Source organism: Advenella kashmirensis WT001 (assembly GCF_000219915.2).
GTDB lineage: Bacteria > Pseudomonadota > Gammaproteobacteria > Burkholderiales > Burkholderiaceae_B > Advenella > Advenella kashmirensis.
Window position 1 is genome coordinate 252,154 of record NC_017964.1, and the last position, 20,708, is coordinate 272,861.

The window sequence follows — 20,708 nt, forward strand, 5'->3', positions numbered from 1 at the left end:
GAGTCAGTGCTGAATCGGCCCGGGGCAATGCCAATCCACTATAAAATACCTTCATCGAATCAAGAGGTGGATTGTGCCAAGAAAAGCGTCAACATTATCGGTCGCCGACGAGAATCCGTCGCTGGGTGGCGTTGCAGCGGTGGATCGCGCCCTGTCGCTGCTGACTGTGTTTCGCAAGAACGACGGATATCTATCGCTGGTAGAGCTGGCAGACCGCACGCGCATGTACAAGAGCACCATCCTGCGGTTGCTGGCCTCGTTGGAACACTACGGCATGGTGCATAAGTCTGATGACGGACGCTATGGCCTGGGCGAAGGCGTTGTGCGGCTGTATGGCGTATACAATTCGGCGTTTTCGCAGGCCGATGTCATTATCCCGGTACTGCGCGCACTGGTGGAAAAAACCCAGGAAAGCGCCTCGTATCATGTCATCAGCGGCAATAGTCGGTTGTGCCTGCACCGGGTCAATTCGCCCTTGCCGATTAGCTACCGAACCCGAGAAGGCGATGTGTTGCCGCTGGATAAAGGGTCTGGCGCGCGCGTGCTGCAGGCCTTTACCGGTGCCAAAGGCAAACTGTATGACCAGATCCGGCGCGATGGCGTCATCGTGCTGGACGGTGATCGCATGCCCGATCTGGCGGGCGTTTCTGCTGCTGTGTTTAATGAGCATCACGAATTTGCAGGGGCATTGACGCTGACCATGCCTTCGTCTCGCCTGCAGCCTTCTTTCAGGGAAGACGTGCTCGAAGCGGCCATGACATTAAGCAAGAAATTGGGCTATAGCAAAGACTGACTTTTTCATGACAAACGCCATGCTATAGCAGGCGCATTACTCCACGCAAATCGGCCCACAGCGGCCGATTTTGTTTTGCGTCTCGGCTCTATTCTGTATCTGACACTTATGCCGCGAGCCAATCACATTTGCGATTGCGTGTTGACGCGCACGATATTTTTGTTCTAATATTCTATTTAACAGAATATTATTCTATAAGATAGAACAAAGGAGAAAGCATGAACCAGACAGCTCCCGAACGGGTGTTGATCAGTGAAGTGGGGATGCGCGATGGGCTGCAGAGCGTCAAGAGCATCATGCCGTCCGAATACAAATTCAGACTGATCGATGCGCTTTACAAAGCGGGCGTTCGGGAAATTGAAGTGTGTTCGTTCGTGCCTGCAAAATTGCTGCCGCAAATGGCCGATGCACCCGAGGTCGTGCGGTATGCACTTCGTTACGCCGATCTGACGGTCATGGCATTGGTGCCGAACCTGCGGGGCGCCGCAATGCATTGGAGGCGGGTGCGCATAAGCTGACGCTGCCGGTGTCTGCCAGCGAGGCGCATTCACTGGCCAATGTGAGAAAAACGCGGCAGCAAATGGTGCAGGAAGTGCGCGAGATCGTGGCGCTGCGCAACGAGATTGCACCCAGCGTGAAAATAGAGGCAGGCATCTCCACTGCATTCGGTTGCACGATCCAGGGAACAGTGAGTGAAGACGAAGTGGTCAGGCTCTCGTCCCAATTGGTGGCTGCCGGCGCCGATGAAACAGGGCTGTCCGATACCACCGGGTATGCGAATCCGGCCCAGGTGCGACGGCTTTTCCGGCGTGTCTTTGCAGAAATAGGCGACAAATGTGGCGCGGCCCATATGCACAATACGCGCGGGCTGGGCATGGCCAACAATCTGGCTGCCTACGATGCCGGCGTGCGCACGTTCGATGCGTCGCTGGGCGGACTCGGCGGCTGTCCGTATGCGCCTGGTGCTTCCGGCAATGTGGTGACCGAAGACCTGGTGTTCATGTTTGAGGCCATGGGCATTGATACCGGGATCAATATTGCAAAACTGATTGACGCCCGGGAGCCGCTGAAGGCCGGCGTGCCGCAAGAAGCCCTGTATGGCATGGTGGCCGAAGCCGGCGTGCCTTTAACCTTTCAACAACAAGTGTGATATGACAGAACAAACATTGCCCTATGCGGGGCTGAAAGTCATTGAGTTTACGCACATGGTAATGGGGCCCACGTGTGGCCTGATCCTGGCAGACCTGGGTGCCGATGTCATCAAGATTGAACCGCTCAAGGGAGATAACACCCGTCATCTGCTGGGTTCGGGGGCTGGTTTTTTTTCGGCGTTCAATCGCAATAAAAAAAGCCTGGCTGTGGACCTGAAATCCGAGCAGGGGCTGGCATTGGTCAAGGACCTGATCGGCTCAGCCGATGTGGTAAGCGAAAATTTCAAACCCGGCACCATGAAAAAACTGGGGCTCGATTATGCGTCCCTGTCAGAACGGAACCCGGGCCTGGTGTATGTCAGCCACAAGGGGTTTCTTCCCGGGCCCTATGAACATCGTACTGCACTGGATGAAGTGGTGCAGATGATGGGCGGGTTGGCCTATATGACCGGCAGAAAGGGCGACCCGATACGTGCGGGCACCAGCGTCAATGACATTATGGGCGGCATGTTCGGCGCCATTGGCGTGATGGCTGCGCTCAAGGCACGTGAACAGACAGGCAAGGGACAGCAGGTGCAAAGTGCCCTGTTCGAAAATAATATTTTTCTGGTCGCCCAGCACATGATGCAGTACGTGGTCACCGGCAAGGCCGCCGATCCGATGCCAAGCCGCATTTCGGCCTGGGCCATTTATGACGTCTTCAATGTCAAGGACGGTGAGCAGATATTTCTGGCAGTGGTCAGTGATACGCAATGGCGGATTTTCTGTGACGCCTTCGGGTTGCCCGAGCTGCTGAACAACCCGGATCTGGAAACCAATAACCAGCGCGTGCAGGCGCGCTCCTGGCTGTTGCCCCTGCTGCAGGAACGCATGGCAGCGTATTCAAAGAAAGAGCTTGCCGATCTGTTTGAGGCCAATGCACTACCGTTCGCACCCATTGCGCGGCCCGAAGAACTGTTGCAGGACGCGCATCTTCTGGAGACTGGCGGACTGGCGCCCATGCAGATGCCGGACGGTCGGCAAACCAACGTACCGCTGCTGCCCATTTGCATGGATGGCCAGCGCCTGGGCGTGCGCCTGAATCCACCACGGCTTGGCGAACATACGCTGAGTATTTTGCAAAGCGCCGGGTTGAGCGACGCGCAAATTAATACCTTGCTGGAAAACAATGTTATTGCCACGCAATAAGGAGACAATCATGAAAAAAATAACGGTCGCATTTGCTACGTCGCTGTTAACCCCTGTTTTATTGATTTCTATGGCGCACGCGCAAGGGCGCTACCCGCAACGCGCCTTGCTGGTTACCGAGTCCGCCACAGGCACCGTGCTGCACGCTGCGGTTGGTGCTGCACAAGATAATTTTCAACAACCCGAACAATAAGGTAACGGAGACAACGATGTTCAACAAAACAATGATGACCGGATTGACCGGCGGTATGCTGCTGGCTGCAATCTTGACCACTGGCCATGTGCATGCACAGGACTGGCCGCAGCGACCGGTGCGCATGGTCGTACCATATACGCCTGGCGGCGGCACCGACAGCATCACCCGGCTTATTGCCGAGAAGATCAGCCAGACGGATAAGGATATCCAGTTTGTAATTGAGAACAAACCGGGTGCAGGCGGCAATATCGGCATGACCCAGGTGGCCCGCGCCAAACCCGACGGATTGACGCTGGGCATGGGGCAGACCTCGAATCTGGCCATTAATCCGGTGATCATGCAGGATATGAAGTTCGACGCCAGCAAAGATTTTACGCCGATCGCGGTGGTGGCCGAATTGCCAACCGTATTGGTGGTTCGGGCAGACTCGCCTTATCAATCGCTGGCCGATGTGGTTTCTGCCGCCAAAGCCAAGCCCGGGCAGCTTAAGCAAGCGCTTGCCACCCTGGGTACTGTAGGCCATCTGGCCGGCGAAATGTTGTCGTACAAGGCCGGTATCAAGGTGCTGAATGTGCCTTACAAAGGCGCGTCGCCGGCGCTGACCGAACTGATTGGCGGTCAGACCGATTATATGTTTGCGACACCGGTGTCGGTGATCAAGCTGATCGAAGACAACAGTCTGCGTGCGCTGGCGGTTACGTCCGGCAAACGTATCGCTGCCATGCCAACGGTTCCTACCGTTGCAGAACAAGGTTATGAGGGCTTCAATGCGGTTGACTGGAAATTGATTGTCGGGCCGGCAGGCTTGCCCGCAGCAGCAGTTGACCGGCTGAGCAAGGCCTTTGTTGTTGTCAGCAAGGATCCGGAATTTATCAAGCGGATGGAAGCGGACGGCAACACGGTTGTAGGAGGTTCTGCGGCCGATGCCAAGGCATATCTGGCCAAAGAACAGGTGGAATGGCGGACCTTGCTCAAGGCGATGCAATTTCAACTGAAATAAGTCTGTTTTCGCAGATTCGGCGCAATTCGCATCTCCAATGCTGGTCTGGCTCGCATGTTCACATTTCGGCCAGTCTGCAACGGCGGGTGCAGAGGCTGCGATCCAGGCCTTGCTATATCCGTGGATATGGTATGCTTGACTTGCCCCAAGTGCTTATGTTGTCTGACAGCCTTGCGGTTTTCCTGCCAAGCTACTACACGCCCCTCTCTTTCCTCTTCATAGCCGTATTCTATTTCAGCAGATGACAGAAAGGTACGATGCCTGTGTACAGGTGTCAAACTGTCAGAACTGCAATCGAGTGGGTTCCTTAGACTGTTTTCTGCTCGGACGCACCTAGGAACTGCTATGAAGTACTCACGAAATTTTCAATCCACCTTTCTGCATCCCCGCTATTGGCTGACCTGGTTTGGCCTGGGCGTGCTGTTTCTGCTGGTTCAGTTGCCATATCCCATTTTGCATCGGCTGGGTATCTGGATGGGACGCTGTTCCATGCGCTTTCTTAAACGCCGGGTCGGCATTACACGTCGCAATCTGGAGTTATGTTTTCCCACTATGGATCAGGCGTTACGCGAGCAGAGAGTACGGGCCAATTTTGAGTCGCTGGGCATGGGTTTGATGGAAACCGGGATGGCTTGGTTTTGGTCCGACGAGCGGGTGAAACGCTGGTTTGATGTTTCCGGACTGGATCACTTGAAGCAGGCGCAACAGGATGGACGCGGTGCGCTGATGATTGGTGTGCATCTGATGCCGCTGGAGCTTGGCGGCCGTGCAATGGGGCTGTGCCAGCCGATGATGGCAACTTATCGACCACATAATAACAAGGCAATGGAATGGGCACAGACCAAGGGTCGCATGCGCTCCAATAAGGCGATGCTGGACCGCAAGGATTTGCGTGGTCTGGTGCGCGCACTTAAGCAGGGCGAGGCCGTGTGGCTGGCCCCCGATCAGGATTATGGCCGCAGCGGCAGTGTCTTTGCTCCGCTGTTTGCGGTTGCGCAAGTGGCCACCACCAGCGCCCCTTATATGCTGGCGCGGCTCGCTAAACCGGCGCTGGTGCCGGTGGTGTTGATCCGCCGTCCGAACGCGGGTGGTTATGATCTGCTGATTCAGCCCGAACTCAAAAATTATCCCATGGACGATGAAATTGCCGCTGCCGCTTACATAAACAAAGTTGTGGAAAAAGAAATCATGCGCGCCCCGGACCAATATATGTGGCTGCATCGTCGTTTCAAAACCCGACCGGTCGGCGCTCCGTCACTGTATTGACTGGCGGCGTTGAGCGCCAACGCGTCGTCTCGATTACAGTTGCCATGCTCGCTTGTGATATTCTCGTGTCAGTAGTTCATCACGAATGAACGGGTTGAGTGGAGATAGCAATATGGCAACTGCGATTTTACTAAGCGCGTATGGCGGGCCTCAGGCGCTGAAGATTGAACATGTCGATGTGGCCGCACCGGGCCCGGGGAGAACTGCGCATCCGGCAGACGGCAATCGGCGTCAACTTTCACGATGTGTATGTTCGCAGCGGTCTGTACAAAACCCTGACATTGCCCGGAATTCCCGGGATTGAGGCTGCAGGCGTGGTAGAGGCTATCGGGCCGCAGGTGACCGGCTTCTCGACAGGCGATTCGATTGCCTATATTACGAATCAATATGGTGCCTACGCGTCGGAGCGGATTCTGCCAGCCAGGCTGGCCATTCGCCTGCCGGATGCCGTTGACCAGGATCTGGCGGCATCGGTGCTGCTCAAGGGCCTGACGGCCCACATGCTGTTGCGGCAGGTCCATCAAGTACAGTCGGGCGACACCATTCTAGTACATGCTGCCAGCGGTGGCGTAGGGCAGCTGCTTTGCCAGTGGGCCAGTTATCTGGGCGCTACGGTAATAGGAACGGTTGGCAGCGAAGAAAAAGCCGAGCAGGCGCGCGCCTTGGGTTGCGCGCACACTATTTTGTATCGCGAGGAAAATTTCGTGGAGCGGGTGCGTCAGATCACCAACAATCAGGGGGTCAATGTTGTCTATGACTCTGTTGGCAAGGACACGTTCCTGGGCTCACTGGCCGCGCTGGCCCGACTGGGCCATCTGGTTAATTTCGGACAATCTTCGGGCAGCATCGACCCGATTGAGGTGTCCATCCTCGCACCCAAATCCAATAGTCTGACCCGACCGGGAGTGTTTCACTATACCGCCGAGCGCGCGATGCTCGAATCCATGGCCAGCGAACTGTTTGCTTTGATCGAGCGGGGCGTGCTTGCAGTGCGAACCGGACAGGTCTATCCGCTGGCCGAAGCTGCGCATGCGCACCAGCGCTGGAGTCCAGATCACGAATGGGAACGTTGCTGCTCAAGCCCTGATGGGAAGTGTGAAATCTGCCGGCAGGGCGAGCGGATATCGGGCATTGTTCGTCGGTCGAGCGCCAGTTCTCTTGACTTGTTCCCTGAGCAGAAGTGACCCTGTGCAAAAAGAGCGATTGACCATTTACGACTTCTGTTGATGCTATTGATGATGTAAAATAACATCATATTTGATGTATCAAGTCATTATTGATGCGATAGGATTATGGGGAGACCATCATGCGAACCACTGTCACCATTGATGAGGTTTTATACGCGCAGGCATTGGAACTTGCCGGTCCTGGGATAGTGAGTGCTTCCGATCTATGCCGGGAGGCGATGAAAACCTATGTGCGCGTCCAGGCCGGGCGGCGGCTTGCTGCATTGGGCGGACAGGCGCCAGATATGAAGGACATACCGCGCCGCAGGGATGACGCCGGATCACTATGAGTGTGCTTGTCGACACCTCGGTGTGGGTAGATCACTTCAAAGTGCGGAATGATGCATTGGTCCAGTTGCTTGAGACCGATCGAGTATTGGGCCATCCCATGATCCAGATTGAACTGGCCTGTGGAACGCCGCCCGCGCCGCGCCTGCAAACACTGAATAACATAGGGCTCTTGCAACCCTGTAGCCAGGCGGGCTTGCGGGAAGTTGCGGATTTTATTGAACGTGAACGGCTTTATGGCCCGGGGTGCGGCCTGGTAGATATGGTTCTTCTTGCCTCTACACTTATTACGCCGGGCGCGCAATTGTGGACGCTGGACAAGCGCCTTCGCGCGATGGCAGACCGTTTCAGGATCGCTTTTCAGGCGTCGGGGTATTAAAATCTGCGGCAGGACAATCCTGCATTTTTGCATTTCGTATTTGCAATCAAGGCTTCCTTTCTTCGAATATTGCATCTATAAAGAGTAGCGCATGTGGATTCAGAAAGAATTTCAATTGAAAGCACGTCCCAGAGGATTTCATCTGGTGACCGATGAGATTGTGCGTCAGGTGCCGGAGTTGTCCGGTCTGCGTGTGGGCATCATGAATGTGTTTCTTAAACATACGTCAGCATCGCTGACCATCAATGAAAACGCCGATTCCTCTGTACGGGTGGATTTCGAAAATTATTTCAATCGACTTGTGCCGGAAGATGAGTCGTATTACACGCATACTTATGAAGCAGTGATGATCTGCCGGCACATTTCAAAAGTAGTATCCTGGGCTGCACGCTGATGGTACCCATTACTAACGGTGCGCTTAATCTTGGCACCTGGCAGGGCATTTATTTGTGCGAGCATCGCAACCACGGCGGGCCACGAACCGTTGTGGTCACAGTGCAGGGTGAGGCGGGCAATTAGTCTATTGATGGTGCTGTGCGCCGGGTTCCGCTGCCAAAGGTTGCAAGCAGTCCTGTAAGGAACAGCCAGGACAGTAGCAATGTAAGTGCTGTCGCGCTGCGTCACAATAAACGGCTGCATCTTTATATGCAGCCGTTTTACCTTTGCTCCGGCACGGCGGGAGCTAGTTGGCTTTCAGTTTCAGGTTGTTGACCAGCTCTGCATAACGGCCGGTGTCATCGGCAATGCGCGTGCCCATTTGTGCTGGGGTATCCCCAATGGTTTCAGCGCCGATTTTGGCCATGTCTTTTTTGAAGCCGTCCGACTGAATAATTTGTACCAGATTTTTGTTCAGGTACGACACCGTTTGTTCGGGTGTTGCTTTGGGCGCAAGAATGCCGAACCAGGTACCGGCATCAAAGCCCTTGAGGCCCGCTTCATCAAGTGTGGGGACATTGGGCAATGCCGGGGAACGAGTGCCTGTGGTGACGGCAAGTGCCGTGAGTTTTTTCTCGTTGATGTACGGTAACACGGTTGTGATCGTGTCAAATGACATATCCACTTGCCCACCCAGCAGATCTGTCGTCAGCGGGCCGCTACCCTTATAGGCACGTGCAGCAACTTGGTCTTTGACATAAGCTGTACGCGCTCGCCAATCAAATGCTGGCCGGTGCCCACGCCGTTGGAACCAAAACTCAGTTTGCCCGGCTCTCGCCTGGCCAGCTCGACCAGGTCTGCGACTGATTTTACGCCCACCTTATTATTGACGACCAGTACATTAGGCACCATGGCCACAGTCGTGACAGGCGTAAAGTCCTTCTGAAAATCGTAACGCAGAGAAGAGTAGAACGTAGTGGCAATGGTGTGGTGGACCGCGCCCATCAGCAAGGTGTAGCCATCCGGCTTGGCCCGGGCCACATATTCTGCGCCAATGGTGGCGCCGGCGCCGGGTTTGTTTTCGATAATCACGGGCTGGCCGATTTTTTCCGCAAGCTTCTGGCCCAGTGCGCGTGCCAACACATCTGTGGTGCCGCCCGCAGGGAAAGGGACCACCAGCTTGACCGGCTGCGCCGGATAGGCCTGCGCCAGGGCTGTAGCGTGCATGGCCGTCAGCGTTGCACCGGTCAACAGGCTCAACGCCAGCAAGCCGGTTTTGCGCAGCAATGTGCGGGGTTGTTCGATTGTTTGTGTAAATAGCATGTCTTCCTCCACCGTCGGCGTTACGCCGCTTTCTGTGCTTTGCCAAGGTTGCGGATGTGAGTACAAACTGCATCCGTTACCTGCGCCGTTGTCGCTGTGCCACCCAGGTCGCCGGTATGCAGCGAGGCATTGGCCGTGATTTTTTCGATTGCCTGCATCAGTACGCCTGCGGCATGCTCTTCTCCCAGATGCGACAGCAGCATCACGGCGCACCAGAATGTGCCTATCGGATTGGCCAGCCCTTTGCCCATGATGTCGAAAGCGGAGCCGTGAATGGGTTCGAACATGGAGGGATAGCGGCGTTCCGGATCAATATTGCCGGTAGGCGCAATGCCCAGGCTGCCGGCCAGCGCCGCAGCCAGATCGCTGAGTATGTCGGCGTGCAGATTGGTCGCCACGATGGTGTCCAGTGTGGCAGGTTTGTTGACCATCCTGGCTGTGGCTGCGTCCACCAGTTCCTTGTCCCAGGTCACGTCTGGAAATTCCCTGGCAATTTCAACTGCAATTTCATCCCACATCACCATGGCATGGCGTTGTGCATTGGATTTGGTAATCACGGTCAGCAGTTTGCGGGGGCGTGATTGCGCCAGTGCAAAGGCATAGCGCATGATACGTTCGACGCCGGCACGGGTCATCATGGACACATCGGTTGCCGCTTCCAGCGGCTGGCCTGGTGGACCCGGCCACCGACCCCCGAATATTCGCCTTCACTGTTTTCACGCACGATGACCCAATCCAGGTCGTCGGGTTGGCAGCGCTTCAGCGGGGCGTCGATGCCCGGCAGAATACGAGTCGGGCGCACGTTGGCATACTGGTCAAGCCCCTGGCATATTTTCAGGCGCAGACCCCACAAGGTAATATGATCGGCAATATCCGGGTCGCCAGCCGAACCGAACAGAATCGCATCTTTGTCATAGAGGGCATCCAGGCCGTCAGCGGGCATCATGACGCCGTGCTGCCGATAATAATCGCCGCCCCAGTCAAATGCCGTGAACTCGAATGAAAACTGCTTCAGGGTGTCTGCCAGTGCCTGCAGCACGGTCTGGCCCGCGGGAATAACTTCTTTGCCGATACCATCACCGGGTATGCATGCGATTTTGTACGATTTCATCATTCATTATCCTGATTTAGAGAACCTGCGCTTATTCTAGAAATATTCGTCGGTGCTAAAATGCGAAAAAATTCACAGGATTTGTGCCTGAAAGTTGAAAATGGATGAAAAAAGACCCTCGTCATTCCGCCGATCTGTATTTTTTTGATGCGCTTGTTTCTGCCGGCAGCCTGTCTGCCGTTGCACTGCGCCTGGACGTTACGCCGTCGGCAGCCAGCAAGCGGTTGATTCAGCTGGAAAAGCGCCTGGGTATGACCCTGGTCAATCGCAGCACGCGCCGCATGAGTCCGACCGCAGAAGGCCTGGTGTACCTGGAACATGCGCGAAGTATTCTGGCGCAGATCGAATCGCTGGATCGGGAGATGTTCAGGTTCAAGTCCGAGCCCGAAGGATTGATCCGATTGAATGCAACGCTGGGGTTTGGCAGAAGTTATATCCAGCCGCTGGTTTCGCGGTTTATAAAAAAGTATCCGTCCATCACGATCCAGCTGTTTTTAACGCCTTATCCGCCTGCTTTGAGCGAGGATGCGTTCGATCTGTCCATTCAGTTTGGCAAACCACCCCATCAGAAACTCAAAACCCGACTGCTTGCCCAAAACCGGCGCCTGCTGGTGGCCTCTGCCGCCTATCTGGCGCGGGCCGGCAAACCTGCGCTGCCACAGGATCTGCTCAAGCACAACTGTATTGTGATCAAGCAGGATGAGCTACCCTATTCAGAGTGGATATTGAGCAATGGCCAAAGCACCGAGAAAGTGCCCGTAGCCGGCAATTTGATCACCAATGACGGCTATGTGGGGGTGCAGTGGGCCCTGGATGGGCACGGGATTGTAATGCGCGCCGAATGGGACGTTGCCCGGTATATGCGCAGCGGGCGCCTGGTGCAGGTGCTGGCCGATTACACTACGCCCAATGCCGACATATATGCGGTGTACCGGGAGCAGCCGCACACCACGGCACGAATGAATCTGCTATTGGACTATCTGTCGCGCAGTTTTGATAACTTGAATCCCGGGTCTAATATTACGGTCAATGCCGGTTGGTAGGCCCGGTCACGCAGACGATTATTAATATTTTCTTTTGAAATCAGCGGGTTGTCGCTAGCATGTTGCGGGTGAAGATTAGTGGTTGAATTTCGTCTGTATTATCCATTAAAGTAATGGCACGCTCGCACGGACAGGCAGACAGTAGACCCTGGAGCGGCTGAGCGGCAAAGACGCCGACCAATTACGGTTACGATAGCGTACGCGCCGCCGGCACTTAGCGACAGTCTGATGTTCAGACAGGATCGCCCAATAGCATAGCCGGGCAGTTTACGTTCTGCTTCATATTGTTGCTCAACCACAAGGGCATTGACCATGACACTTTTTTTTGCGTTTTTGCATCACGTTCTGGCTTTCGTGCTGGTTGCCACGCTGGCCATCGAGCTGGTGCTGGTCAAAGACCGTATCAGTATCGAACGTGCCCGCCGTATTTTGCGTGCCGATGCCATTTATGGCGCGTCGGCCATGCTGCTGCTGGTTGTGGGCTTTTTGCGCGTCATTTTTTTTGAAAAAGGTGCAGCCTACTATTTCCATAGCATTCCCTTTATTGCCAAACTGCTGTTGTTTGTCGCAGTCGGCGTGTTGTCCATTTATCCGACCATGACTTTTCTGTCGTGGCGCAAAAGCCTGAATCGTGGTCGCGAACCGGTGCTGGACCCGGCGGTGATCAAGCGGATTCGCAAGCTGATTCATTATGAACTGGTCTGCCTGGTGCTGATTGTGCTGGCGGCTGCATGATGGCGCGTGGCATAGGCTCCTGGGGCTAGGAGAAAGAACCGTGTCCGCTACCGTGCCTCGCGTGATGCAGCTCTTTGTGTACGGAACGCTGAAAACCGGCTGCTGTAATTACGAACGTCATTGCTCCATGGCCGTACACAAGCAAAAAGCCTGGCTCTGGGGCCGGATTTACCATCTTGACCGCGATGAGGGCTACCCCATGGTGGAAATCACCCCTCAAGCCATTCTGGCACGGGGCACTGACCGGCCCGGGATGGACGCGTTGCTTGAGTGTGCACCAGGCTCGATGGCCAGGCCCGATGGCGATTGGGATCTGATTGAAGGCGAACTGATGCAATTTGATCGTCCGGAACGCGACGTGCCGCTGATAGATCTGCTGGAAGAATTTCGCACAGATGGGCAGGGGTTGTATGAGCGGGTACTGACCACTGTGAACACTGATGCCGGACCACAAACGGCATGGACGTATATCAGGGAGCGTGAACACGATGGCCGCCGCCTGTATCCGGATGCAACCGGGACGGTGTGCTGGCGTCCGGTTGGCTTTATTTCCTGAAGACAGCGTAGCTCCAGGAAATGTCGTTGCGGCCCAGCGTGTCGTTTTTATAGCTTTTCTGATAAAGCAGTTGCAACCCGCATGTGTGTGCAAGCGCGATGGTTTCTTCGTCCGGAATGTCGAACATGTGGCGCTCTGCCGGGACGGGGCCATGGCGCAAAGACATCGACATAATACCGTTGCGTCCCAACAGCGCGGCGCAATGCTGCATGGCAGGCAGCCGCTCCTCTTCCCGCAGATGCATCCACACTGCGGTCAGCAGGATCAGGTCGTAGCGCTTTGCACTGGCGCGCACCAGGGCCAGTTCCGGCAGGCTGTCGGCGATCCAGTTGATGTTGGCATCGGCGTGATGCAGGTCACCTTGTTCCCGCATGGCTGCGGTAGGTTCGACGGCATCGACCTGGTAGCCCAGCGCCGCCAGTGCAGCTGCGTCCCGTCCGGTACCTGCGCCGATATCCAGCACTTTTGCCGGTGCCCCGGGGTAAAAGCCACGTACCGGGTTATGCACTTTTTCGAAGGTGACGCTTTCGTAGTCAGCGGCAAACCGTTGTGCCTTTTCTGCATAGCCCTTGCTGCCTGCGATTTCGACCATGTTGTTATGCCCATTCATGTATTGTGGATTAAGACAAGTGTATCGGATTGGGAAATTAAAATAGGGTTTTGTTTCATTCGCCCATATTTTTGCTCCACACTTCTTTTGCAGCAATTTCTTTTTTCCTGCCCGGAATTCTTTATACTTGTGCTGCTCTACATATTAAATTCTGCATATTTCAAATAGGTTATTGCGTGAATAACTCTCACAACAGTAGTGATGGTGGCGATATCGTCGTTTCCATCCAGGGGGTGGGTAAAACCTACAAAAGCGGTTTTACAGCCCTCAAAGGCGTCAATCTGGACATCCGCCGTGGTGAAATTCTTGCCCTGCTGGGGCCTAACGGCGCAGGCAAAACAACCCTGATCGGCATCGTGACCGGCCTGGTCAACGCGTCCGAAGGCAAGATTCTGGTTGATGGCGACGACGTGCAGCGCGATTATCGACGTGTGCGGCCAAAAATCGGCCTGGTTCCGCAGGAGCTTTTTACCGACTCGTTCGAGACAGTATGGGACACCGTTACATTCAGTCGCGGCCTGTTCGGCAAGCCGGCAAATCCGGCGCATATAGAGCGGGTGCTCAGGGCGTTATCCCTGTGGAACAAGAAGGATAGCAAGATTCTGAGCCTGTCCGGCGGCATGAAGCGACGCGTGCTGATCGCCAAGCGTTATCGCATGAACCCTCGATTTTGTTCCTGGATGAGCCGACGGCCGGCGTAGATGTGGAGCTGCGTCACGATATGTGGAATCTGGTACGCAAGCTGCGCGAGCAGGGCGTGACCGTGATCCTGACTACGCACTATATTGAAGAGGCCGAAGATATGGCCGACCGGATTGCCGTGATCAATAACGGTGAGATCATCCTGGTGCAGGACAAGGAACAACTGATGGGGCAACTGGGCAAGAAAGAGCTGCATCTGCAACTGACGCAGCCGCTGGATGCGCTGCCGCCAGCCATGTCTGCCCATCCGCTGACCTTGTCTGCAGACGGGCGCACGCTGGTCTACACCTATAACAAGGAATCGGAAGACAATACGGGTAAAAGCCTGTCCGAAATGTTGCGCCAGCTGGGCGACGTCGGCATTGAGCTCAAAGACCTGCAATCGCGAGAAAGCTCACTGGAAGATATTTTCGTGAGCCTGGTAAGGAAAGATTCATGAATCTGTACGGCGTAAAAGCAATTTACAAGTTTGAGATGGCGCGGGCGTTCCGCACGCTCATGCAAAGCATCGCATCGCCGGTGCTGTCCACGGCGCTGTACTTCATTGTGTTCGGCGCTGCTATCGGCTCGCGCATGGGCGACATTGACGGCGTATCCTATGGCGCATTTATTGTGCCCGGGTTGCTGATGATGGCCTTGTTGGGGCAGAGCGTCTCGAATGCGTCCTTTGGCATTTATATGCCCAAGTGGTCCGGCACGATCTATGAAATCATGTCGGCCCCGGTGTCCTATTTCGAGGTGATTCTGGGGTATGTGGGGGCGGCGGCAACCAAGACGCTGATATTGTCGGTGCTGATCCTGATCACGGCCCGCTTCTTTGTTGAATACGAGATTCAGCATCCGTTCTGGATGGTGCTGTTTCTGGTGTTGACGGCGATTACCTTCAGCATGTTCGGCTTCATTATCGGGCTGTGGGCCGATGGTTTCGAGAAACTGCAAATCATTCCGCTGATGGTTATCACGCCGCTGACCTTTCTGGGTGGCGCGTTTTATTCCATTCATATGCTGCCCGGCATCTGGTCCAAAGTGGCGCTGTTCAACCCGGTGGTCTATTTGATTAGCGGCTTTCGCTGGAGTTTTTATGGTGTGGCCGATGTGAACCATTACGTTAGCCTGTTCACCATCCTGTTTATTTTGCTGGTGTGTGCCCTGGTGGTCTCCTGGATGTTCCGTACCGGCTACAAGCTGCGGCCTTGATAGGTGCATAGAGCCGGCCAGATGCCGTGCGATGAAACCCCCAAAGGGGCGTCCGCGGCCTTTGATGTGCCCCAGTCGTGGCCGAAATACGCCACACCCGCACGATGGTCAGGGCACAGACGGCCCGTATGATCGCAGGGCCCGACTGGGACTAATGAGGGGTGCGGTGCCAGGCAGACCATCAGGTCTTGCATGTTCGGTGCTTGGCATCTAAGGGCTTAGGCCAGAGGTGCGCCGGTTGCGATTGCGTCCGTTCTGACGGCTTTTTCAGGCCTGAATAACGCTACTGGGCTCTTGCTTATCGGATTCGTCCGTATGGGCCGGCACATTTTCCTCTCTTTCCGTAGCGGTGCGTGACACCGGCTCGGCGAGTGGTGTGCTGGCCGCGGGGGTGGTCACGACCGTATCGCGCAGGCGGTTGCGTTTTGGTTTTTTCTCACGCACCACAGCCGGGGGCGTCCAGGTTACGATATGCAATGAGCCGTCCGCATGTTCCACCAGCGCGGTCATGCTTTCGACCCAATCGCCGTCATTACAGTACAGAATGCCGTCCACTTCACGGATTTCTGCCTTATGGATATGGCCGCAAACCACGCCGTCATAATTGTTCTTGCGTGCTTCCTGCATGACGGCGTCTTCGAACGCGGAGATATAGCTGACCGCATTTTTCACTTTCTGCTTCAGGTATTGGGACAGCGACCAGTATCCCAGCCCCATGCGTGCGCGGGCGCTGTTGAGCCACATATTGAAGGTGAGGGCAACGGTATACAGATGATCGCCCACGTAGGCCAGCCACGGCGCAAATTGCACGACGCCGTCGAAACGATCGCCATGCAGGATCCACAGGCGTTTGCCATCGGCGGTTGTGTGCTCGGTTTCTTCGACGACTTCGATACCCCCGAAGTTCTGCTGTACATAATGCCGGGCAAACGAGTCATGATTGCCGGGAACAAACACCACCCGGGTGCCTTGCCGGCATTTGCGCAGTATTTTCTGTATGACGTCATTATGCGACTGCGGCCAGAACCACTTGCCTTTGAGCTGCCAGCCATCGATAATGTCACCGACCAGATATAGGGTATCGGATTCTGTGTGTTTCAGGAAATCCAGTAACGCGCTCGCCTGGCAGCCTTTGGTGCCCAGGTGGACATCGGAGATCCAGATCGTGCGATAGTGGGTAGTGGGATGTTCAGACAAAATAATGTCAGGCCATAAGTACAGGTCGGGAATGACTCTTATTACACCAATCCGTTGTGACGCATGTGTGACAATACCCGGTATATTATCTGTCACCTGTTTGTCATCTGAGCGACTGTTTCCTTTTTAACACATTGGCGGTCGTATTCCAATTGAGTCGTACCTGAATGAATGCGTATCTTGCCGGTCTGTTTCTAAGTGGTTCCCTGATTCTTGCTATCGGTTCGCAAAATGCCTTTGTCCTTAAGCAGGGGTTGCGCAAAAGCCACGTCTTCTGGGTCTGTCTGGTATGCAGCCTGTCGGATGCTGCATTGATCCTGACCGGTGTGCTGGGGTTTTCCGTTGTCGCCCGCTATGCGGCGCATGTCGTGCCGCTGATCAAATACGCCGGTGCGCTTTTTCTGTTTGTTTATGGCTTGCTTCACTTTCATGCGGCCATTACCAAAACCGCCAGCATGGGCGATAGCCATATCGAGGCGCCGTCCCTGAAGCGAACCTTGCTGGTCTGCCTGGCGCTGACCTGGCTTAATCCTCATGTTTACCTTGATACGCTGCTATTGATCGGCTCGGTATCCACCCGCTTTCCGGAGCAACATTGGCTGTTCGCCGCCGGGGGCATTACCGCATCGCTGGTCTTTTTCTTTTCCCTTGGCTACGGTGCGCGGCTTTTGTTGCCGTTATTCAAAAAGCCCGTGGCATGGAAGGTGCTGGACCTGATCGTGGGCATCACCATGTGGACCATTGCCTGGCAACTGGTCTGGGGCGAATCCCTGGGGTAGCACTGCGCTTGGCAGCAGGCCGGGGCAAGGTGGGATGAGTCGGGCATGGCGGGCCGTAGTGGGCTGCAGCGGGTTAGGTCCGGACGGGCGTGGCAGGCGTAGCGCAGCGCAAAAAAAGCGTCCGAACATGGGTTTATGTTCGGACGCGGGTATGGCCTGTGGTGCAGGGTCTGGCCGGTATTCATGTAAAACCGGCCGCCAGCCTGGTCAGTGACTATGACCGGGCGCTTTTTCCGGCTTGTTTTTCAATGACTCGTCCAGCTCAATGGCCCCTTCCGGCGGCTCAGGTTCGTCGTCCCGTTCCGCCGGGGCACTGGCCGGCGCGACGGGCGCTTGTGTTGCCGGTGCCTGTGTTGTCGCGGCATTGCTGTCCGCAGTGCCGCTGCTATCCCCATTGCCATTTTCGATGGCAGGGCTCACCAGTTCGACAACCTTGGCGCGCGACATCAGGCCGACAAATTCATCGTTGTCGCCTGTGACCACGACCGGCGCGGTCGATTGCAGCATATGGGTGAGCACTTCGTCCAGATTGGTATCTGCCGAGACGGTGCGGGCTTCTTCCACTTTCGAGGAAATATCCCGCAAGCCGGCCCGGACCGCATCTTCGGCGGCTGACAGGCGCAGCAGGCCGGCAAAGGCCTTGCCATCGAGCACAGGGGCGAACTTGTAGTCGTATTGCTTCATGCGTTCGATGGCATGCGCAGGGCGTGCGCGCATGGTCAGGGTCAGGCGTGGCGCATTGACCGCGTGACTGGCGTTAAGTGCCTTGCCACGGTTCACGTCCTGCAGGAACGCAGCGACGTATTCATTGTCAGGAGAAAGCAGAATATCTTCGGGCGTGCCTTCCTGGATCAGCTCGCCGTCCTTCAGAATGGCAATACGGTTGCCCAGGCGCAGCGCTTCGTCCAGGTCATGGGTAATGAACACAATGGTTTTATTGAGTTTGGCCTGCAGTTCGAGCAACTGGTTCTGCATTTCGCGGCGAATCAGCGGATCCAGTGCAGAGAATGCCTCGTCCATCAGCAGAATGTCGGCGTCGGTCGCCAGCGCACGCGCCAAACCAACACGCTGTTGCATGCCGCCAGAGAGCTGGTGTGGATACTGGTTTTCAAAGCCGGCCAGACCGACCTGGTCAAGCCAGTAGCGGCCCTTGTCGTGCGCCTCGGTTTTGCTCATGCCCTGAATGGACAGGCCGTAGGCGGCATTGTCCAGCACGGTTTTATGCGGTAGCAGGCCAAAGCGCTGGAAGACCATGCTCATGGTCTGCTGGCGGAATTTTTCCAGGTCCTTGCGGCCCAGCGTCACCACATCGGTGCCGTCGACCAGGATGTGGCCTGCTGTGGGTTCAATCAAGCGGTTAAAGTGGCGGATGAGCGTGGATTTACCTGAACCGGACAGCCCCATGATGACATGAATGCTGCCTTCTTCGATACTCAGGCTGATGTCCTTGAGGCCCAGCGTATGGCCGCTTTTGGCCAGCAGTTCTTCCTTGGAGATGCCCTGTTTGACCGCATCAATCCATTTTTCCGGATTTTTGCCGAAGATTTTGTAGATGTTTTTGACTTCAATTTTACTCATAGCGCACCGCCTGTATTTTTCCGTTTTCCATAAGACTGGGTAATGCGGTCAAAAAGCACCGCAAGAATGACAATGCCCAGCCCGGCCAGCAGGCCGCGGCCTACTTCAAGGCGGTTGATGCCAAGCAGCACTTCGTAGCCCAGGCCGCGCGCACCGATCATGGAGGCAATAACCACCATTGACAGCGCCATCATCGTGGTCTGGTTGATACCGGCCATGATGTTTGGCAGCGCCAGTGGCAATTGCACGCCAAACAGCTGCTGCGAGGAAGAGGCGCCGAAGGCTCGTGAGGCTTCAAGCACTTCGCGGTCCACCAGCCGGATGCCCAGGTCTGTCAAGCGGATCAGGGGAGGAACTGCGTAAATCACGGTTGCGATAATGGCCGGGATTTTGCCAAGACCGAACAGCATGACAACCGGAATAAGGTACACAAAGCTGGGCAGAGTCTGCATAACATCCAGAACGGGCAGCATGACTGATCGTACCGGGTTGGACTTGGCCGTAATGACGCCTAGTGGAATGCCGATAATGATCGAAATTGCAGTCGCCATAATCATGAGCGACAGGGTCTGCATGCCTGCATCCCACAGGCCCAGGACGCCCAGCATTGCCAGCAGTACCCCCATCATCAGGGAGAACACGGGGCGGCGGCTGGCCGCGAAAGCGACCAGCACGGCCACGATAATAACGCTCCACCATGGCGCGCCACGCAGGACTTTTTCGAGCCACACCAGCAAATGCAGGAGTGGTTCTGACATTGCATTGAGTGCATCGGCGTAATTGGTGACCAGATGGTCCACAAACCCGTCAATGCTTTTGCGCACATCGCGCGCAGAGATAATTTCAGGAAACATAATTTTATTTTTTCATCAAAATAGAGGGAAAGACAGGACCGGGCCAGGGCCGCAGGACACGAATGTGCCCGGCAGACAGCGTTGTTGTCCGGATGTGACTGGCGCAGCGGTCAGAGCGTGGCTTTGACACGATCGGCCACCTCGGCGGGGACCCACTTGGACCAGATGTCCTGTTGGTTTTTCAGAAACCATTGTGCGACTTCGCTTGTCTCGCCGCCCGACTCTTCCATATAGGCCAGGGTCTTGTTGACGACATCAAACGGGACCGACACTTTGCTGAAAAAGGCAGTCAGTGTGGGTGCATCCTGTATGAACTGAGTATTAAGTGCGGTAAACACCGGGTTGTCCGGATAACCAACCGCTTGGGGATTGGCGCAGTCTTCACGGGTCAGGCACTGTTGCTTTTCTTTGTCATAGGCAGGCATGTCAAGCTTGACCAATTCCAGCGTGCTGACCAGCGGCGTGGGTTCCCAATAATAAAAAACGATATCTTTTTTGCGCTTGTAAGCAGACATCAGGCTGCCTTCTGGCTGCGCCGGTACCGGGAGCATAAACCTCGAAGTCCTTGTCCAGCTTGAGACCTTGGCCAGATTGGTGGCGACCAGTTGGCAGTTCCAGCCTGCCGGGCAGCCGTAAATCCGGCCTTTATCGGGGCTTTCAGGATCGGCAAACGCGTCCTTGTGCCTGATCAGATCGGCGGCTGATTTCAGGTCGGGAAATTTGCTGGCAGTATATTTGGGGATATACCACGCTTCCCTGCCTGTATACAGTTCGCCAACCCGCTTGACCTTGCCGCTTTTCTCGGCCTTGGCCCAGGCGTCGCTGACGCTGTTGAGCCAGATTTCAGTATTCACTTGCAGATCGCCGCGTTCCAATGCGGCCAAAGCGGTAAGCGTTTCGGTGGGGACGACCTCGGTCTTGCAGCCGTAGCCTTTTTCAAGAATATGGCGCTCGACGTCGGCCAGAATCAGGTTTGATTCCCAGTTCATGCCGCCGAACTTGATGGTATCGTCCACTTCGCAGGCTGGCGCATCGGCCGCGGCTGCAGTGCGGGCAAGCCCGAACGCGGCCGAAGCAATGAATACAGCAGATAGAACTTTAGTCTTTATCATGGCAATGTGCCTCTTATGGCTAAAAGTTAAGCTAAACGCTAGGATTGGC

At 55.5% G+C, this 20,708-nt stretch carries 17 protein-coding genes and 6 pseudogenes; 16 read left to right on the plus strand and 7 right to left on the minus strand.

What is annotated here, in order from left to right; translation table 11 throughout:
* Window positions 1-73: 73 nt before the first annotated feature.
* The 10 genes and pseudogenes from TKWG_RS01175 to TKWG_RS01220 all read left to right on the plus strand — a co-directional run bounded on the left by TKWG_RS01175 (window position 74) and on the right by TKWG_RS01220 (window position 8,006).
* Window positions 74-793: an IclR family transcriptional regulator gene (locus tag TKWG_RS01175; protein WP_014749059.1), complete on the plus strand. Its 720-nt coding sequence runs from the start codon at window positions 74-76 to the stop codon at window positions 791-793.
* A gap of 218 nt (window positions 794-1,011) precedes the next feature.
* Window positions 1,012-1,943 (plus strand): annotated as a pseudogene (locus TKWG_RS01180) (hydroxymethylglutaryl-CoA lyase).
* A gap of 1 nt (window position 1,944) precedes the next feature.
* Window positions 1,945-3,132, plus strand: coding sequence for a CaiB/BaiF CoA transferase family protein (locus TKWG_RS01185; protein ID WP_014749060.1), 1,188 nt, complete (start codon window positions 1,945-1,947; stop codon window positions 3,130-3,132).
* A gap of 10 nt (window positions 3,133-3,142) precedes the next feature.
* Window positions 3,143-3,325: a hypothetical protein gene (locus TKWG_RS01190; protein WP_014749061.1), complete on the plus strand. Its 183-nt coding sequence runs from the start codon at window positions 3,143-3,145 to the stop codon at window positions 3,323-3,325.
* 16 nt (window positions 3,326-3,341) lie between these two features.
* Complete coding sequence (locus tag TKWG_RS01195; protein WP_014749062.1) at window positions 3,342-4,328, plus strand: Bug family tripartite tricarboxylate transporter substrate binding protein; 987 nt, start codon at window positions 3,342-3,344, stop codon at window positions 4,326-4,328.
* A 345-nt stretch (window positions 4,329-4,673) separates the two neighbouring features.
* Window positions 4,674-5,594 (plus strand): kdo(2)-lipid IV(A) palmitoleoyltransferase, encoded by a 921-nt coding sequence (lpxP, locus tag TKWG_RS01200; protein WP_014749063.1) that lies wholly within the window; start codon window positions 4,674-4,676, stop codon window positions 5,592-5,594.
* A 112-nt stretch (window positions 5,595-5,706) separates the two neighbouring features.
* A pseudogene (locus TKWG_RS01205) lies at window positions 5,707-6,681 on the plus strand (quinone oxidoreductase family protein).
* A gap of 219 nt (window positions 6,682-6,900) precedes the next feature.
* Entirely contained in the window at window positions 6,901-7,110 is a 210-nt protein-coding gene (locus tag TKWG_RS01210; protein ID WP_014749065.1) for a type II toxin-antitoxin system VapB family antitoxin, read from the plus strand.
* Window positions 7,107-7,487: a type II toxin-antitoxin system VapC family toxin gene (locus tag TKWG_RS01215; RefSeq protein ID WP_014749066.1), complete on the plus strand. Its 381-nt coding sequence runs from the start codon at window positions 7,107-7,109 to the stop codon at window positions 7,485-7,487. Before TKWG_RS01210 ends, TKWG_RS01215 begins: the two co-directional genes overlap by 4 nt.
* A 91-nt stretch (window positions 7,488-7,578) precedes the next feature.
* Window positions 7,579-8,006 (plus strand): annotated as a pseudogene (locus tag TKWG_RS01220) (secondary thiamine-phosphate synthase enzyme YjbQ).
* 163 nt (window positions 8,007-8,169) lie between these two features.
* Here TKWG_RS01220 and TKWG_RS01225 read toward each other — a convergent pair.
* Window positions 8,170-9,089, minus strand: a pseudogene (locus TKWG_RS01225) (Bug family tripartite tricarboxylate transporter substrate binding protein).
* Between the two features lie 116 nt (window positions 9,090-9,205).
* Window positions 9,206-10,296, minus strand: a pseudogene (locus TKWG_RS01230) (tartrate dehydrogenase).
* Between the two features lie 104 nt (window positions 10,297-10,400).
* Between TKWG_RS01230 and TKWG_RS01235 the strand changes: the two are divergent.
* The 3 genes from TKWG_RS01235 to TKWG_RS01245 all read left to right on the plus strand — a co-directional run bounded on the left by TKWG_RS01235 (window position 10,401) and on the right by TKWG_RS01245 (window position 12,630).
* Window positions 10,401-11,339 (plus strand): LysR family transcriptional regulator, encoded by a 939-nt coding sequence (locus tag TKWG_RS01235; protein ID WP_014749069.1) that lies wholly within the window; start codon window positions 10,401-10,403, stop codon window positions 11,337-11,339.
* Between the two features lie 312 nt (window positions 11,340-11,651).
* The gene (locus TKWG_RS01240; RefSeq protein ID WP_014749070.1) at window positions 11,652-12,074 is read left to right on the plus strand and encodes a DUF2214 family protein; all 423 of its coding nucleotides are present in this window, start codon (window positions 11,652-11,654) and stop codon (window positions 12,072-12,074) included.
* Window positions 12,075-12,114: 40 nt separating this feature from the next.
* Window positions 12,115-12,630: a gamma-glutamylcyclotransferase family protein gene (locus TKWG_RS01245; RefSeq protein ID WP_014749071.1), complete on the plus strand. Its 516-nt coding sequence runs from the start codon at window positions 12,115-12,117 to the stop codon at window positions 12,628-12,630.
* On the opposite strand, the gene TKWG_RS01250 is transcribed toward TKWG_RS01245, so the two are convergent.
* Window positions 12,620-13,222 carry a class I SAM-dependent methyltransferase gene (locus TKWG_RS01250; protein WP_014749072.1) on the minus strand — a complete coding sequence of 201 codons (603 nt, stop codon included), beginning with the start codon at window positions 13,220-13,222 and terminating at the stop codon, window positions 12,620-12,622. The genes TKWG_RS01245 and TKWG_RS01250 overlap by 11 nt on opposite strands.
* Before the next feature lie 230 nt (window positions 13,223-13,452).
* On the opposite strand from TKWG_RS01250, the pseudogene TKWG_RS01255 reads away from it, so the two are divergent.
* Window positions 13,453-14,381: pseudogene (locus tag TKWG_RS01255) on the plus strand (ABC transporter ATP-binding protein).
* The gene (locus TKWG_RS01260; protein WP_014749075.1) at window positions 14,378-15,139 is read left to right on the plus strand and encodes an ABC transporter permease; all 762 of its coding nucleotides are present in this window, start codon (window positions 14,378-14,380) and stop codon (window positions 15,137-15,139) included. The pseudogene TKWG_RS01255 and the gene TKWG_RS01260 overlap by 4 nt, the downstream one beginning before the upstream one ends.
* Before the next feature lie 267 nt (window positions 15,140-15,406).
* On the opposite strand, the gene TKWG_RS01265 is transcribed toward TKWG_RS01260, so the two are convergent.
* Window positions 15,407-16,336 carry a UDP-2,3-diacylglucosamine diphosphatase gene (locus TKWG_RS01265; protein ID WP_014749076.1) on the minus strand — a complete coding sequence of 310 codons (930 nt, stop codon included), beginning with the start codon at window positions 16,334-16,336 and terminating at the stop codon, window positions 15,407-15,409.
* Between the two features lie 167 nt (window positions 16,337-16,503).
* Here TKWG_RS01265 and TKWG_RS01270 point away from each other — a divergent pair, with 167 nt between their 5' ends.
* Window positions 16,504-17,115 carry a LysE/ArgO family amino acid transporter gene (locus tag TKWG_RS01270; RefSeq protein ID WP_014749077.1) on the plus strand — a complete coding sequence of 204 codons (612 nt, stop codon included), beginning with the start codon at window positions 16,504-16,506 and terminating at the stop codon, window positions 17,113-17,115.
* Between the two features lie 207 nt (window positions 17,116-17,322).
* On the opposite strand, the gene TKWG_RS01275 is transcribed toward TKWG_RS01270, so the two are convergent.
* The 3 genes from TKWG_RS01275 to TKWG_RS01285 all read right to left on the minus strand — a co-directional run bounded on the left by TKWG_RS01275 (window position 17,323) and on the right by TKWG_RS01285 (window position 20,659).
* Window positions 17,323-18,693 carry a quaternary amine ABC transporter ATP-binding protein gene (locus TKWG_RS01275; protein WP_014749078.1) on the minus strand — a complete coding sequence of 457 codons (1,371 nt, stop codon included), beginning with the start codon at window positions 18,691-18,693 and terminating at the stop codon, window positions 17,323-17,325.
* Window positions 18,690-19,547: an ABC transporter permease gene (locus TKWG_RS01280; RefSeq protein ID WP_014749079.1), complete on the minus strand. Its 858-nt coding sequence runs from the start codon at window positions 19,545-19,547 to the stop codon at window positions 18,690-18,692. Before TKWG_RS01280 ends, TKWG_RS01275 begins: the two co-directional genes overlap by 4 nt.
* 110 nt (window positions 19,548-19,657) lie before the next feature.
* Window positions 19,658-20,659 carry an ABC transporter substrate-binding protein gene (locus tag TKWG_RS01285; RefSeq protein WP_014749080.1) on the minus strand — a complete coding sequence of 334 codons (1,002 nt, stop codon included), beginning with the start codon at window positions 20,657-20,659 and terminating at the stop codon, window positions 19,658-19,660.
* Between the last annotated feature and the right edge of the window lie 49 nt (window positions 20,660-20,708).

Excerpts from the sequence above, each read along its gene's own strand:
- TKWG_RS01185 (WP_014749060.1), top strand. The coding sequence starts at position 1,945 with ATGACAGAACAAACATTGCCCTATGCGGGGCTGAAAGTCATTGAGTTT.
- TKWG_RS01190 (WP_014749061.1), top strand. The coding sequence starts at position 3,143 with ATGAAAAAAATAACGGTCGCATTTGCTACGTCGCTGTTAACCCCTGTT.
- TKWG_RS01195 (WP_014749062.1), top strand. The coding sequence starts at position 3,342 with ATGTTCAACAAAACAATGATGACCGGATTGACCGGCGGTATGCTGCTG.
- lpxP (WP_014749063.1), top strand. The coding sequence starts at position 4,674 with ATGAAGTACTCACGAAATTTTCAATCCACCTTTCTGCATCCCCGCTAT.
- TKWG_RS01210 (WP_014749065.1), top strand. The coding sequence starts at position 6,901 with ATGCGAACCACTGTCACCATTGATGAGGTTTTATACGCGCAGGCATTG.
- TKWG_RS01215 (WP_014749066.1), top strand. The coding sequence starts at position 7,107 with ATGAGTGTGCTTGTCGACACCTCGGTGTGGGTAGATCACTTCAAAGTG.
- TKWG_RS01235 (WP_014749069.1), top strand. The coding sequence starts at position 10,401 with ATGAAAAAAGACCCTCGTCATTCCGCCGATCTGTATTTTTTTGATGCG.
- TKWG_RS01240 (WP_014749070.1), top strand. The coding sequence starts at position 11,652 with ATGACACTTTTTTTTGCGTTTTTGCATCACGTTCTGGCTTTCGTGCTG.
- TKWG_RS01250 (WP_014749072.1), bottom strand. The coding sequence starts at position 13,222 with ATGGTCGAAATCGCAGGCAGCAAGGGCTATGCAGAAAAGGCACAACGG.
- TKWG_RS01260 (WP_014749075.1), top strand. The coding sequence starts at position 14,378 with ATGAATCTGTACGGCGTAAAAGCAATTTACAAGTTTGAGATGGCGCGG.
- TKWG_RS01270 (WP_014749077.1), top strand. The coding sequence starts at position 16,504 with ATGAATGCGTATCTTGCCGGTCTGTTTCTAAGTGGTTCCCTGATTCTT.
- TKWG_RS01275 (WP_014749078.1), bottom strand. The coding sequence starts at position 18,693 with ATGAGTAAAATTGAAGTCAAAAACATCTACAAAATCTTCGGCAAAAAT.
- TKWG_RS01280 (WP_014749079.1), bottom strand. The coding sequence starts at position 19,547 with ATGTTTCCTGAAATTATCTCTGCGCGCGATGTGCGCAAAAGCATTGAC.
- TKWG_RS01285 (WP_014749080.1), bottom strand. The coding sequence starts at position 20,659 with ATGATAAAGACTAAAGTTCTATCTGCTGTATTCATTGCTTCGGCCGCG.